The organism is Amycolatopsis nigrescens CSC17Ta-90 (assembly GCF_000384315.1).
Classification (GTDB): Bacteria; Actinomycetota; Actinomycetes; order Mycobacteriales; family Pseudonocardiaceae; genus Amycolatopsis; species Amycolatopsis nigrescens.
In genome coordinates this window covers 449,635-463,489 of sequence record NZ_ARVW01000001.1, presented here as the reverse complement: position 1 = coordinate 463,489, position 13,855 = coordinate 449,635, and the positions used below count along the sequence as shown (strand labels likewise).

Genomic DNA, 13,855 nt, shown 5'->3' with positions numbered 1-13,855 from the left:
ATTGCGGGCTCAACTACAGCGTACGGAGGCAACGTGGCCCTCAGCTTCCTGGACCGCTCGCACACCATCGCACCGGCGAACTGGAGTCGCTGGCTGATCCCGCCCGCCGCGCTGGCGGTGCACCTCTCGATCGGCCAAGCCTACGCGTGGAGCGTGTTCAAGCCACCGCTGGAGAAGACGCTCGGCCTGACCGGCACGCAGAGCGCGTTGCCGTTCCAGCTCGGCATCGTGATGCTCGGGCTGTCCGCCGCGTTCGGCGGCACGCTGGTGGAGCGCAACGGGCCGCGCTGGGCGATGTTCGTCTCGATGACCTGTTTCGCCAGCGGGTTTCTGGTCTCCGCGCTCGGCGTGGCCACCTCGCAGTACTGGCTGGTGGTGCTCGGCTACGGGTTCATCGGCGGCATCGGGCTCGGCATCGGCTACATCTCGCCGGTGTCCACCCTGATCAAGTGGTTCCCGGACCGGCCCGGCATGGCCACCGGGATCGCGATCATGGGCTTCGGCGGCGGCGCGCTGATCGCCTCGCCGTGGTCCAGCCAGATGCTGGAATCCTTCGGGGTCACCACCGGCGGAATCGCCGCGACCTTCCTGGTGCACGGCCTGGTCTACGCGGTGTTCATGTCGCTGGGCGTGCTGCTGGTCCGGGTGCCCGCGGACGGCTGGCGCCCGGCCGGCTGGAAGCCCAAAGAGCACAACGGCAACGCGATGATCACCGCGGCCAACGTGTCCGCGAAGAACGCGATCAAGACCCCGCAGTTCTGGTGCCTGTGGGTGGTGCTGTGCTTCAACGTGACGGCCGGCATCGGCATCCTGGAGAAGGCCGCGCCGATGATCGGCGACTTCTTCAAGCAGACCGGCGCGCCGGTGGGCACCGCCGCCGCGGCGGGGTTCGTCGCACTGCTCTCGCTGTGCAACATGCTCGGCCGGTTCGTCTGGTCGTCCACTTCGGACCTGGTCGGCCGGAAGAACATCTACCGGCTCTACCTCGGCGTCGGGGCATTGCTGTACCTGGTCATCGCGCTCGCGCAGAACTCGTCGAAGCTGCTGTTCGTGCTCTGCGCGGTGGTGATCCTGTCCTTCTACGGCGGTGGTTTCGCTACCGTCCCGGCGTACCTGAAGGACCTTTTCGGCACCTACCAGGTCGGCGCGATCCACGGCAGGCTGCTCACCGCCTGGTCCACCGCGGGCGTGCTCGGCCCGCTGATCGTGAACGCGGTGGCGGACAGCCAGAAGACGGTGGGCAAGCAGGGGCCGGACCTCTACATCACGTCGTTCTACATCATGATCGGCCTGCTGGTGATCGGGTTTGTAGCCAACGAGCTGGTGCGGCCGGTCAACCCCAGGTTCCACGAACCGGCGCAGCTGGCGGTTTCGGAGAGGAAGGCGGCATGAACGACACCGGGCCCCAGCGCCGTACCTGGCTGATGGTGCTCGCCTGGCTCTGGGTCGGCGTGCCCTTCGCCTACGGCGTGTACGAGCTCGTCCTCAAGGTCACCCAGCTCTTCGGCGGCTGAGCCGCTGCCCCTTGCCAAGTCGTTAGCCAGGGGAAAGACTGTGCTGACTTTCTGGGCGGGTGGAGGTTTCTGGTGTCACGTGCTGCAGGTCGTCTGTGCGCCGCTGTGCTGATGGTGCTGGCCATTGTGGTTCCGGCGAGTGCGGCGCAGCCGCCGGAGGGGAGCCATCGTGACCCCGGCAACGGGGCGGAACGCAACGAGGTCGCCGCCACCGACCCGCCGCCGCGGGCGATGGCCGCGGCGGCGGGGGAGAACCGCGCTGACCGCCACCAGGGCTATCCGCGGAAGACCCAGCTCCGGGTGTTCCCCGAGGACCCGTCGGACAAGGCGATCAAGCTCGGTCTGGCGCCGTACCACTCGATCGCGCCGAAGCTGAACGAGCTGCAGGCGCGCAGCGACCGGGTTTCGGTGGAGGTGATCGGCCAGTCCACCCTCGGCCGCGACCTCTACCTGGTCACCCTGACCGCGCCGGAACGCGCGGCCGAGACCCGGCAGCAGGACCGCTGGCGCTCGCTGATCGAGGACGACCCGAAGGCCGCCGAGCGCGACCGCCGGCTGGCCCGCGAGTACAAGGCGCCGGTGTGGATCAACGCGAACATCCACGGCGACGAGTGGGAGGGCACCGACGGCACGCTGCGGGTGATCGAGCGGCTCGCCACCAGCACCGACCGTGACGACCGGCGGCTGCTCGAACGCGGCCGGATCTACTTCACCGTCACCAACAACCCGGACGGCCGCGTCGCCGGTACCCGCGCGAACGCGGCCGGGTTCGACCTCAACCGCGACCAGACCATCTCCGCCCAGCCCGAGTCCAGGGCGATGCGCGACCTGGTGATCGCCAAGCAGCCGTTGGTGATGCTGGACGAGCACGGCTACACCGGGACCACGCTGATCGAGCCGGGCACCCCGCCGCACGGGCAGAACTACGAGTACGACCTCTACCTCAAGCACGCCTACGCCAACGCGCTCGGCATGGAGAAGGCGATCGGCGAGCTCGGCCATCCCGAGTCGGCACGCGCGGACATCCCGTTCCGCGACTTCGCGCCCGGCGAATGGGACGACTGGCCGCCGATCTTCACCCCGATGTACTCGATCTACCACGGCGCGGTCGGCCACACGGTCGAGGTTCCGCTGCGGGTCAACCGCGGTGAGTACGAGAACCTGCCGGTCGAGGAGCTGCGCCGGCGGTCCGGGGTGAACGCGGACGTCTCCGAGGCCACCATCCTGGCCGGGATCGCCTACACCGGGGCGCATCGCGACGAGCTGATCGCGGACCAGATCGAGCAGTTCCGGCGCGGCTGGGCGGGGGAGCCGCAGCAGCCGATCCCGGATGGTTTCGTACCCGGCTTCGGGCCGGAGGACCGCTATTCGACGGAGTTCCCGCGCGCCTACGTGATTCCCGCCGGTCCCGCCCAGCGGTCCGCGGTCGCGGCGGCCAGGCTGGTGGACCAGCTGGTGGCCAACGACGTCCGGGTCGGTCGGGCCGACCGCGACTTCCGGCTGGCCGGGCGGAACTACCCGGCCGGGTCCTATCTGGTCGATCTGCACCAGCCGAAACGCGGGCTGGCCAACGTGATCCTGGAGGACGGCAAGGACATTTCCGCGAAGGTGCCCCAGATGTACGACATCAGCGGCTGGAGTCACCGGCTGCTCTGGGGCGCGTCGGTGGACGTGGTGAAGTCCGAGGCGCCGCGCGTGCGGACCACCCCGGTGACGGTGGCCGCGCCGACCGGCGGGGTGGACGCTCCGCCGGGGCGGGATCTCGCGCTGGCGCAGGTGGACGGCAAGGACGTGCTCGCGGTGAACACCCTGCTGGGCCAGGGACAGCCGGTGCACCGGCAGCCGGACGGCTCGGTGGTGGTGCCCGCTGCCGCGCGGGCCGCGGCGCTGGCGGTGGCCGAGCAGCTCGGGGTGCGGTTCACCGCTGCCCCGGCCGGGCCGCGCGGGCCGTTGCTGCGGAAGCCGGTGCTCGCCGCGGCGGTCGCGGCCGACGAGCTGGCCGCCCTGCGGGAGATGGGTTTCGAGGTGCGGCCGGTGTCCACCGCGGTGCTCAACGACGGGTTCGACCTGAGCCGCACGGACGCCCTGTTCGTCTCATCCGGACTGTCCTATAAGGACTTGAATACGACCGCGAAGCAGTCGGTGGACGCGTTGTTCGCCCGTGGCGGCGTGGTCACCAGGGGTTCGACCGGGGCCGCGTTCAACGCCGCCGCCGGGCTGCTGCCGGTGCGGGCGGTGGCGGGCCGGTCGGATGCGAACGGCGTCGTGTCGGTGACCGGCGGCGCCGGGCCGGTCGGGTCCGGTTCGCCGGCGCATTCGTTCGTCTACTCGCCACTGTGGTTCACCGACCTCGGCGACGGCGTGACCGCGGAGCAGAGCTACGCGCGGCAGGGTCCGCTGGTGGCCGGGCACTGGCTGCCCGGCGACGACGGGGCCGGGCAGGCGCAGGCGGCCGGTTCGGCTTCGGTGGTCTCCGGTGTCGCGGCGGCGGGCGCCCGCACCGTGCTCTTCGGTACCGAACCCCTGTTCCGCAACCACCCGAAGGGCCTCTACGCTCAGGTCGGCAAGGCCGTCTTCTGGGTTTCCGCAGGTCAACGGTCGTGAGTGAAAAGTGTTGCCAGGGCAACACTTTTCACTCACGAGGGCGAGGGGTGAGATGCGCGGGGTTTTGGTGAGTGGGGCGTCGGGCGGGATCGGTAAGGCGCTGGCGCAGGCGTTCGCCGGACGCGGCGACCGGGTGGCCGTGCACTACGGCTCCCAGCGGGACAAGGCCGAGGCGATCGTGGCGGAGCTGCCGGGGGAGGGGCACGTACTGGTGTCCGGTGACCTGGCCGACCCGGCCGCCGTGCAGGAACTCGCCGATGCCGCGGAGGAAGCGCTAGACGGGGTGGACGTGCTGGTGAACAACGCGGCCGTCGGCACCTCGGCGGCGAACGCGCATCCGGTGCCGGACACGTCCTATGTGGACTGGCAGCTCGCCTGGCAGCAGACCTTCGCGGTGAACCTGTTCGGCGCGGCCAACCTCAGTTACTGCGTGGCCAGGCACCAGATCGAACGGGGCGAGCCCGGCCGGATCGTGAACGTCGGTTCGCGGGGTGCCTTCCGCGGCGAGGCCGATCACCCCGCTTACGGTGCGAGCAAGGCGGCGCTGCACTCGCTGGGCCAGTCGCTGGCCGTTTCCCTCGCACCGCACGGCATCGCGGTGACCTCGGTGGCCCCCGGCTTCACCGCGACCCCGCGGGTGAGCGACCGCCTGGAGGGCGAGCCGGGCACGGACCTGCGCGCGCAGAGCCCGTTCGGCCGGGTCGCGGAACCCTGGGAGATCGCCGAAGCCGTCGTCTTCCTCGCTTCGGCCGACTCGCCCTGGACCTCCGGTGCCGTCCTCGACCTCAACGGCGCCTCCCACCTGCGCTGACCTACGAGGGCCGTTCGCCGATGACGGGCGGCACGACCTGTTCGTCGGACTCGAAAATGCCGGTCGTGTCCTGTTCGAGCAGGTAGCTGGGACGCTCGCGCTCCTTGTCCTCCTCCCTGCCGCGTCCGCCGAGCGGACCGAAGGGGACACCACCAGCACCGCTCTTACCGCCGGTGCTGGCGCCGGCACCGGCGCGGCCGCCGGCACCGTGGCCGGGGACAGCGCCTGAACCGGTGCCGGTGGCACGCCCGCCGGCGAGCGCCCCGCCGCCTGCTCTGCCGCCGGCGGGGCTGCCACCCGATCCGCTACTTGACCTGCCACCCGACCCGGTGCGCGGGGTGCCGTCGGGCGCACCCGGGCCGAAGGTGCCGCCGGCTCCGGTGCTGACGCCGGGACCGCGACCTGGGTCCCGGTCCAAGGCGGAGATGCCGGGCGTGGTGTCGAAAACGGGCGCCGCGCCCGCGGTGGTGGTCTGCTCGCGGCGGGATCCCGGCTGGTCGGCCGGGTCGCCAGGCGAGGGTTCGCCGGAGCCGGGCGCGGTGGGCCGGAACGGCTCGTGGCCCCCGATTTCAGGTCGCTGTCCAGGGGCGATGCCGGGTACGTCGACCGTGGTCACGGCTGTTTTGCCGGGCGTGCCCGGACGGTCGATCCGGCCGGGCGCGATCTGGGGCACGTCGATGGGGCCGGTGTGCCCGGTGCTCTGGGGTTTGGGCGGGACGAAGGTGTTGCCGCCGAGCTGCGGCGGGCTGGGAAAAGCCGGTACCACGGCCGCCTGACCGAGGGTGCGGTCGAACTCGGTCATCAACCGGGCCGCCTCCTGCTGGTTGGACTCGAACATCCGCCAGCGCCCGTTCATCGCGTCGGCCGCTCGGGCGTAGGCGACCGGGTCGGTGATCTGCTGGAGCTGAGCGGTCTCCTCCCGCGGCGACCAGGGGACCGGCTCGGGCATCTTCTTCTGGGTCTCGTTCAGCGACTGGGACTGCACCTGCTGCTGTTTGCCGGTGAGCTGCGCACCGCGCGCGGCGTCCCCGCTCCACTGGCCGAGCTGCGCGAAGAACTGGCGCATCGCGTCGGCGGCGTCACCGTGCCAGACGGGCTCGGAATGCGCGATGGTGTCGGCGGTGCGGGACTGGAACCGCGCGAGCTGGTTGCCGATCTCGATCCACTTCTCCGAAGAAGCCGCTATCGTCGCCGAGTTCGCGTTGCCGTCGAGCAGCTCTTTCATCTGGTCGTGCGACGCGTTGGCGTAGAGCGAATAGGGAACCCCGCCGTGTTCGCGAAGCTGCAACCCTTCGGTCATCCGCGCCGCGTCGTCGTTGAGCCGCTTCTCGTATTCGGCCTGTACGTCCGAGTCGCCGTTGAACATCTTGCGGGCTTTGTCGAAGAACCCGACGCCCAGTACTTCTCGCTCGACCTCGGCCCTGATCTGCTCGCCGCTGAGTATTTCGTGTGCGGTGGGCCCGACCGAGAAGCGCTCCTGCCTGCCGTTCATGGCTATTTCACCTGGCCTGGAAGGTTCGGTTCCACCGCGTCCGCCATGATCTTCGCCGTATCACAGTTCTTCTCCGGCAACCCGCTCGTCGTGGCGAAGTCGATTCTCGAGGTCGGGCTGGTTCCGACGGAGTAGACGCAACTGCTGGCCCACGTCCAGCTCATAGCATCGTGTCTGGCCGAACCTACTGACACCTGCGTGATGTCCTTCGCATCGGGCCTTCTGCTGATGTTGTCGAGACCGACCCTGTCGTAGATGTCGACACTGAACACATAGAGCCCCGGAACTTGCCATACACAAGTTCGGGCTTCGCCGAGTTGTTCCGTTTCACCCGGCCCGCTGCCACCGAGCTTGCTCACCGTGTCCGGCGGAGCCAGGGTGCACGGTTCTGTACTGGCGAGTGGGCTGGCGTCGGGGAGCGTCATCGCGGCGTTGCCCGGTGTTTCGCTGCCGCACGCGGCGAGGGCTGCCCCGCAGGCGATGATCAGGAGCGCGGTGAGGTCACGTGGCCTTTTCATTTCCGATGGCTTTCCTGTTCGGGGTCGTGGGCGGCTAGGGCGTCCTTGTTCGCTTCTTCGGTTTCCTGGTAGCGCTTCCTGGCTTCGACCAGTGCGTCTTCCACCAAGGGCAGGGCCTGCTGAAGCCGCGTCACCTGTTCGAGGAATCCTTGGACTTCCCCCTTGGCGGCCACCTGCACCATGAGATCCGACGAGAACTTCCCGGCCGCGGTGGAGCTGATCGGCAGCGGTTCACTGAGGAGCCGGATTCTCTGCATGTTGCGGCGGAGGTATTCGGACAGTTCGCGGATCATGGCGAGCTGGTGTTCGGCGGCCTCGGGTTCGACCCGGAGGTTGCCGGTGGTGGCGGCGTGGACGAGGGCCTGTGCCTGGCCGAGGAAGGGGCCTTTCTCGTCGATGATCTTCTGGTAGGTGCCGGCGTCGGGTGGTGGTGCCGTGGTCATGCGATGGGTTCCCTCCTGGTGTCCTGTCAGGTGACCTGTGTCCAGAGCGCTCGGGCATGCCGGTGCAGAACGCGGGTGAGTCCCGCCGCATCGATGGGGGTGTAGACGCCGGTGCCATCGGCCTCGGTCGTCACGAGGTAGCGGCCGGTGTCCGTGTCGAGCCAGGAGAAGGCTGGCGTGTGGACGCGGGCGCCATACCGGTTGGGGCCGTCGATCTTGACGAAACCGCCGCCGCTGCGCGGGCGGCTGAACAATTCGGCCAGTGCGTCCTGGTCTGCCTGCCGCTGAATGGCGTGACTGAACCCTCGATCGGGGGAACGCACCATGCTCCGGATGGGCTCATCCTCGGTCGTCGGTTCGTCCTCCGGCGGAGTACGAAGCGGAATTCGCAATACGGGACCGTCCGGTGCGCGCCGGCCGTAGTCGAACAGCGGTACCAGCATCGCAGGCAGGTCGTCTTCATCTTCGAGGAGAAAGTTCAGGCTTTCACTGATTTGGGTGATGCACAGCCGGTGGCGATGGTCGGTGAGACCCAGAATGGAGAAGTCCTGGCCTTTGCCGTCTTTTCCGGCGATGCCGATGGAAACCACGTGGTCGGTGAAGAGATCGAAACAACGTCGAAGGTCGGGTACGAGCTCGTCCAGCCTGGCGAGACGGCGCTCCGCCAGCTGTTCGTAGGCATGTCGTGCGGCGCGGGCGACTTCCACCGGATCTGGCCCCAGCGCAGGAAAGGTCAGCGGGAAGCGCCGTACCTGGATGTCCTGGGCCATCCCCACGATCAGCACCTCCAGCGTGCTCAACGTCGCCTCGAACCGCCGCCGCATGCACAGCTCCCCTCGCACCGGCGGCCGCGTCATATCCCTCCCCGGATATGATCACCACGGCAGGGCCGCCGAATAAGCACACGAGTTTAGAGCGGGCGACAATGCCTGCGGATCCCTCTAAGCGGGGAGAAGTTCAAATCGTGACCTCAGTCTATATATAAGACCGACGATAAACCGGAGATTTTGACAGGGAAAACTTCTTCAGTGCAACCGCTCGAACTACCAATGCGCCGGACGAGTGAAATCGTGGGGCAGTTTCGTGGTGGAGCTGCCGCGGGCGGCGTCGAGCTGGGACTGGATGAGGTAGAGGGCGTCGGTGAGGTCGGCGCCGGTGAGGTCGGCGTTGCGGAGGTCGGCGCCGATGACGTCGGCATGGCGGAGGTCGGCGTCGCGGAGATCCGCACCGATCAGATAGGCGCCGCGGAGGTTGGCGCCGCGCAGGTCGGCGCCTTTCAAGGACGCGCCGATCAGGTCGGCACCGCGGTGGTCCTTCTTGCGGCGGATTTCGGCGCGGGCGAGTTCGCTCGCGCGGGTAAGGAGGACGTTGACCTGCCGGCGGTGCGCGGGCACGTCGAGGTCCAGCAGGGCTTCGGGGTTGTACTTGGTGAGGCGCTCGGTCTCGTCGAGCGCGCGGCGGAGTTCGTCGTGCAACGGGTGGGCGCGGGGCAGGTTCAGCGCGTCGGTGAGGTACGAGAGCAGTTCGTGCAGATCGCGCATCACCGGGAAGACGGCGAACATCTGCTTCGCGGTGCGCGGGTCCTTTCGCCAGTCCTGGCCGCCGAAGGTGAGTTGAGAGACCTTCTGCCCGGCACCGAAGCAGTCGTAGACGGTGCAGCCGGGGAAACCCCGCTGACGGAGGTTCTGGTGAATTCCGCAGCGGAAGTCCGGCTGGAGATTGTGGCAAGGCTTTCCGGCGGGCTTGTTGATGGCGAAGTCCGCTGAAGCAGAGAAGGCCGGAGCGACGCAGCACAGCGCGAAGCAGTTCGCGCAGTCCGCGCGGAGGCTCGGGTCGGTCAAGGTGTGGTGGTCTCCTGCTGCCGGTTCGGGGTCCGGCGAACAAGCTTACGGCTGGTCAGGCGGGGGAGCGCCACATGGGGTGGATGGTCGGGCCGCCGGGGAGCTCGATCGGGTCGCCGAAGTCTTCGAAGCCGTGACGGGCGTAGAGGGCGCGATTGCGGGTGGTGCTGGCTTCGAGGTAGACGGGGAGTTTGGCGGCGTCGGCGCGGGCGAGGCGGTGGCGCAGCATGGCGCCGCCGAGGCCGGTGCCGCGATGGGCCGGGAGCACGCCCATGGCGGGCAGGTAGAGGTGCGGTTCGCCGCGCGGGTGCCGGGCCTCGGTGAGCTGGTAGACGAGCCGGGCCCGCTCGGCGGCCGCTGCCCACTCCGGCGGGATGGTGGCGAGGGGCTCCGGCTCTTCGTCGACACGCTCGTCTTCGTACAGCCAGAGCGAGACGGCGGCGTAGTCACCGGCGTAGAGCACTTCACCGTTGGTCAGCACCTGGTCGACGAGGTGACTGAGGTGCACCGGAGCCGACTCGCGCTGGGTCCGCGCATCCGGCATCACCCAGACGCTCACCGCTTCGTCTGCGAACGCCTGCTGCATGGCATCGACGATCTTCTCGGCATCCGCCTTGGTCGCGCGCTGAACGGTGATCTCCACGGGGTCAGTGTGCCTGACTCCGGTACCCGGCCAGGAACGCCCGCCATTCGGCCGCGCCGAAGGACAAGGTGCCGCCGGATCGATCCTTGGTATCCCTGACCAGCACCTCCGGAGCCTGAAAGCCGACCTCGACGCAGTCTTGGTTTCCGTTGGGGCTGTAGCTGCTTTTACGCCAGATGGTCGAATCTCTGGAGTCGGTCATCATTCGCCTCTCCCGATGAGTAGAGATCGATTGCCAGGCGGGCAATCGTGTCCCTCGATTCTCGCTCATCGAGTGCGATCGTGGACAACGAGTTGAAAACCCGCTGGTACGAAGCGACCTCCTTGGGCTCTTCCAGAAGAAGACCGCGAGTCTCGGGTTCGACGTAGGCGATGGGCTTGAACTCGGTGAACTCCATCAGTGTGAACGAACCGGCGGTTCCGGCATGGGCACCGAGCGTGTCAGGCACCACCCGGATCGAAACATGGGGTCGGACCGACATGCGCAGCAGATGGTGCATCTGGGCCGACATGGTCTCGGCGCCGCCGACAGCGAGTCGGAGGGCTGCCTCATGCAGGATGAAGGTGATACTTCGCCGCTGTTCGAGCAGCTTCTGGCGGCCCAACCGCAGACGTAGGCGGTCTTCTATCTCTTCGCTCCGCACAGTCGCTGCTCCAGCTACTAGCGCCCGAAAGTAAGCCTCCGTCTGTAGCAGGCCTGGGATAATGACAGTCTGGAAGCACTTGATACCGACCGTTTCCTGTTCGTGGTCGGTGTATACCTGAAGGCCTTGTGGGAAAGGGGCATCGTATCTGGAGGTCCAATCCGGCTTGGTGCGGTCTTCGCAGAGGCCGAGTAGGCGTTCGCGTTCGGCGCGCGGGGTCTTGCAGAGGCCGGTGAAGGTGGCCACTTCGATCGGGTCCCCACCCCGCTTTCCGTTGAGCAGGCGGGAAACTGTGGAGTCCTGCCATTCGAGGCGGCGGGCGGCCTCCCTGGCGGAGAGTCCGGCGGCGTGCAGTGTCGCGCGCAGGCCGTCGCCGAGCATGCGGCTGCGGATGGTGGGTTCGCGGTCTTCCATGAATCGAAAGTAGCGCTGCCCGTCGACAATTCCAGCGTGTCGCGCGTTTTGCCGATGGGACAACCCCCGATCAGCTTACTCGCGCGTGCCGAGAATCCGCTTCGCGCGCTGTACGCGGCTTCTTCAAGCCCCTGTCGAAAACAGTAACCGCCAGCAGAATCGCACTGACCACGGTGAGCGCGATGCCCAGTTCGTGCAGTCCGGCGTCACCCGCGTGCGGGCCGAAGCACAGGGCGATGAGGGTGGCCGCGGCGATCGCGCCGAGGTATTGCGCGGTGCGGAAAAGTCCGCTCGCGGTGCCCATCTGCTCGGCGGGCGCCTGGGTGTACAGGGTGGCCTGGTTGGTGACGCTGGTCAGGCCCTGCGCGATGCCGAACAGGGCGGCCACCCCGATCAGCAGCCCGATCGGCGTGCCGTGGCCGACGAAGATCAGCAGCACCGAGCCGCAGACCAGGCCGCCGGCGGTGAGCAGCAACCGGAGCCGGATCCCGCGGCCCCGGCCGGAGGCGGCGGCCGCGAGCACGGCCACCCCGGACATCGGCAGCAGCAGCGCCCCGGCCGCGGCCTCGGTCAGCCCGCGCCCGCTCTCCAGCCACTGCACGTAGCCGAACATGATCGCGTAAACCACCAGGTACGCCAGCGACTGGCGCAGGTAGGTGCGCAGCAGCGGGCCGTTGCGGGCCAGCATCCGCAGATCGAGGAACGGGGCACGCGATCGCAGTTCGACGCGGACGAAGGCGGCGCCGAGCAGCACCGCGACGGCCGGCAGATAGAGGTCACCGATGCCGGGATGCATGAGATAGAGCAGCACGGCGAGCAGGGTCAGCGAGAACAGCGCGATGCCGAGCAGATCGATCCGGCCGTGCGGGCGTGCTTCGCTGCTTCGCGCGTCCTTCGGTACCCACAGCAGCGTGAAGAGCAGGGCGAGCCCCGCCAGGGGCACGTTCACCGCGAAGATCGCCGGCCAGCCCGCCAGCCCGATCAGCGCGCCGCCCAGGGTCGGGCCGACCACCATGATCGTCTGCGAGCAGATGGACAGCACGGAGAGCACCCTGGCCGGGACGCCGGCGCCGGTCTCCTCGGCGCGGGCGCGCAGCACCGCCATCGCGGCCGGGAAACCGGCGCAGGTGCCGAGGCCGAGCACCACCCGGACGCCGATCAGCCCGTCCAGCGAGAGCGGGAACATGCCGGCCACCCCGGCGCTCAGCACCACCAGCGCGCCGGTGAGCAGCACGCGCCGGGCGCCGAAGCGGTCCACCAGCAGGCCGACCACCGGCTGGCCGACGGCGGTGGCGAGATACAGCGCGGAGATCAGCCAGGCGGTATGTCCCGGTCCGGCACCGAAGGTCTGGCCGATCGGCACCAGCGCGACCGCGATCAGGGTGGAGTTGACCGGGTTGAGCACCGCGCTGGCGATCAGCGGGAGAAGCAGCCTGGGGCCGAAACGGGGACTGGTCGCCGTAGTGATCACTCCTGGCTCTGCGCGAGGCGCCGCAGCAACGGCAGCGCGGCGGCGATGGTTTCGCGTTCGGCGGCGGAGAATTCGCGGCTCAGCGCCCGCGCGAGGAACTCTTCGCGGTGCTGGGCCACGCCGCGGACGGTCCGCTCACCGAGTTCGGACAGCGAGATGAGCACCCGCCTGCCGTCGCCGGGGTCGCGGGTGCGGGTGAGGTGGCCGAGCTCGTCGAGCACGCCGAGGGTGGCGGCCATGGACTGCTGCCGGATGTGCTCGGCGGCGGCCAGCGCGGCCTGGGTGGCCGGGCCTTCGCGGGACAGCCTGCCGAGCACGGCCGACTGCGACGGGGTCAGCACGTCGGCGTTGTCCACCTGGCGCAGCCTGCGGTGCAGCTGGCCGACGGTGCCGCGCAGCCGGCCGGCCAGCCGCACGACCTCAGCGGAGATGACGCTCATATACACAGTCTAGACTGTTTAGTTCAGCCTGTGTAGCCGAGCTACTGGCAGCTGTCCTCGCTCGGCACCGGCTGGTTCAGGTCGTACACCGCGCCCTCGTTCTTGAACTCCGGCCCGCCGAGCCGCGGTTCGCTGTACGAAGGGGCCAAGAAGCCCTTGTTCGCGGCTCCGCAGGCGATCGAATAGACCGAGCGGTCGCCGCCGTAGCCGGCCAGGCCGACATCGCCCTCGTCGTAGATGTCCGAGCGGAGCACGTAGTCCTCCTCGGCGCGGATGAAGGAGACGATCTCCGAGGGACTGGTCAGAAACGCGCCCTTCGGGTCGAACGCGTACGCGATCACATACGAAACGTGCACGACCAGTTCGCCCTCCTGGTCGCCTTTGCGGGTGGTGAGCTTGCCGTTCACCTTCGGCCCGGTGGGCAGCAGCTCGAAACCATCCGCGACCAGCGCGACATAACTGGCGGACTCGGCCTTGTCCGGTTTATCCAGTACTTCCTTGACTCGCGCGCGCTCGTTGGCGCTGAACAGGGCGAGGTAGTCGGCGGGGTCGTGCGCCAGCAGCATCTTCCGGTCGAGCTGCCCGGTGGCGACCACCTGCTGGACCTTCTTCAGCGCGTCGGCGACCTGCGCGGCGGAGAAGTCGCCGACCGCGGCGGGCTCGGGGGAGGAGAGGCCGGCGAGACCGTCCGCCCAGAGCGCGGCCGGGGTGTTCGCGAAGGGCTGGGTCAGATCGACCTTGGCGATTTCCGGCATCAGGCTCGGTGCGCTGGTCGGCGGGCCGCTCGCGCTGTTCGCCGAGTCGGGGCGGCTCCACTGGTAGACGCCGAAGCCCGCGGCGAGCAGTACCGCCAGCCCGACCGCGGACCAGATCAGCCGCCGCCTGCCGCGCGGGCGGGCCCTGGGCATCCCGGTCCAGGGCTCTTGCACGACGTGCTGCTGCCAGTCCGGATCGCGCAACTGCGGGAGCTGCTGGGTACCCTTGTCGGTATCTCTGTCGTCCATTGCGGACCGCCTTCCC

Annotated in this window: 15 protein-coding genes; 4 read left to right on the top strand and 11 right to left on the bottom strand. The window is 68.8% G+C overall.

The genetic code is table 11. From position 1 onward, the window contains the following. Nucleotides 1-33: 33 nt before the first annotated feature. The 4 genes from AMYNI_RS0102160 to AMYNI_RS0102145 all read left to right on the top strand — a co-directional run bounded on the left by AMYNI_RS0102160 (nucleotide 34) and on the right by AMYNI_RS0102145 (nucleotide 4,929). A complete protein-coding gene (locus AMYNI_RS0102160) occupies nucleotides 34-1,392 on the top strand; it encodes an L-lactate MFS transporter (RefSeq protein ID WP_020666321.1) in 1,359 nt (452 codons plus the stop codon). Continuing rightward, nucleotides 1,389-1,514, top strand: coding sequence for an MFS transporter small subunit (locus AMYNI_RS50470; protein WP_020666320.1), 126 nt, complete (start codon nucleotides 1,389-1,391; stop codon nucleotides 1,512-1,514). The genes AMYNI_RS0102160 and AMYNI_RS50470 overlap by 4 nt, the downstream gene beginning before the upstream one ends. A 72-nt stretch (nucleotides 1,515-1,586) precedes the next feature. Next, nucleotides 1,587-4,118: a M14 family zinc carboxypeptidase gene (locus AMYNI_RS50465; protein ID WP_040405436.1), complete on the top strand. Its 2,532-nt coding sequence runs from the start codon at nucleotides 1,587-1,589 to the stop codon at nucleotides 4,116-4,118. A 52-nt stretch (nucleotides 4,119-4,170) separates the two neighbouring features. After that, nucleotides 4,171-4,929 carry an SDR family NAD(P)-dependent oxidoreductase gene (locus AMYNI_RS0102145; protein ID WP_020666318.1) on the top strand — a complete coding sequence of 253 codons (759 nt, stop codon included), beginning with the start codon at nucleotides 4,171-4,173 and terminating at the stop codon, nucleotides 4,927-4,929. Nucleotide 4,930: 1 nt separating this feature from the next. On the opposite strand, the gene AMYNI_RS0102140 is transcribed toward AMYNI_RS0102145, so the two are convergent. The 11 genes from AMYNI_RS0102140 to AMYNI_RS43320 form a co-directional block, all read right to left on the bottom strand. Then, nucleotides 4,931-6,421, bottom strand: a complete 1,491-nt coding sequence (locus AMYNI_RS0102140; RefSeq protein ID WP_020666317.1) for a PPE domain-containing protein — start codon at nucleotides 6,419-6,421, stop codon at nucleotides 4,931-4,933. A 2-nt stretch (nucleotides 6,422-6,423) separates the two neighbouring features. Continuing rightward, the gene (locus AMYNI_RS47915; RefSeq protein ID WP_084628226.1) at nucleotides 6,424-6,939 is read right to left on the bottom strand and encodes a DUF3558 family protein; all 516 of its coding nucleotides are present in this window, start codon (nucleotides 6,937-6,939) and stop codon (nucleotides 6,424-6,426) included. Then, nucleotides 6,936-7,382, bottom strand: coding sequence for a hypothetical protein (locus tag AMYNI_RS0102130; protein ID WP_020666315.1), 447 nt, complete (start codon nucleotides 7,380-7,382; stop codon nucleotides 6,936-6,938). Before AMYNI_RS0102130 ends, AMYNI_RS47915 begins: the two co-directional genes overlap by 4 nt. Nucleotides 7,383-7,408: 26 nt before the next feature. Next, nucleotides 7,409-8,206: an ESX secretion-associated protein EspG gene (locus AMYNI_RS0102125; protein ID WP_020666314.1), complete on the bottom strand. Its 798-nt coding sequence runs from the start codon at nucleotides 8,204-8,206 to the stop codon at nucleotides 7,409-7,411. 219 nt (nucleotides 8,207-8,425) lie between these two features. After that, nucleotides 8,426-9,223 carry a pentapeptide repeat-containing protein gene (locus tag AMYNI_RS0102120; protein WP_020666313.1) on the bottom strand — a complete coding sequence of 266 codons (798 nt, stop codon included), beginning with the start codon at nucleotides 9,221-9,223 and terminating at the stop codon, nucleotides 8,426-8,428. 55 nt (nucleotides 9,224-9,278) lie between these two features. Beyond that, on the bottom strand, nucleotides 9,279-9,866 hold the full coding sequence (locus AMYNI_RS0102115) for a GNAT family N-acetyltransferase (protein WP_020666312.1): 588 nt from the start codon (nucleotides 9,864-9,866) through the stop codon (nucleotides 9,279-9,281). 4 nt (nucleotides 9,867-9,870) lie between these two features. Continuing rightward, nucleotides 9,871-10,068, bottom strand: coding sequence for a DUF397 domain-containing protein (locus AMYNI_RS47910; RefSeq protein ID WP_084628222.1), 198 nt, complete (start codon nucleotides 10,066-10,068; stop codon nucleotides 9,871-9,873). Next, entirely contained in the window at nucleotides 10,034-10,924 is an 891-nt protein-coding gene (locus AMYNI_RS46960; protein ID WP_020666311.1) for a helix-turn-helix domain-containing protein, read from the bottom strand. The genes AMYNI_RS47910 and AMYNI_RS46960 overlap by 35 nt, the downstream gene beginning before the upstream one ends. 70 nt (nucleotides 10,925-10,994) lie before the next feature. Next, the gene (locus AMYNI_RS0102105) at nucleotides 10,995-12,395 is read right to left on the bottom strand and encodes an MFS transporter (RefSeq protein ID WP_020666310.1); all 1,401 of its coding nucleotides are present in this window, start codon (nucleotides 12,393-12,395) and stop codon (nucleotides 10,995-10,997) included. Next, nucleotides 12,392-12,835, bottom strand: a complete 444-nt coding sequence (locus AMYNI_RS0102100; protein WP_020666309.1) for a MarR family winged helix-turn-helix transcriptional regulator — start codon at nucleotides 12,833-12,835, stop codon at nucleotides 12,392-12,394. The genes AMYNI_RS0102105 and AMYNI_RS0102100 overlap by 4 nt, the downstream gene beginning before the upstream one ends. Nucleotides 12,836-12,876: 41 nt before the next feature. Continuing rightward, nucleotides 12,877-13,839 (bottom strand): hypothetical protein, encoded by a 963-nt coding sequence (locus AMYNI_RS43320; protein ID WP_020666308.1) that lies wholly within the window; start codon nucleotides 13,837-13,839, stop codon nucleotides 12,877-12,879. Nucleotides 13,840-13,855 lie beyond the last annotated feature (16 nt).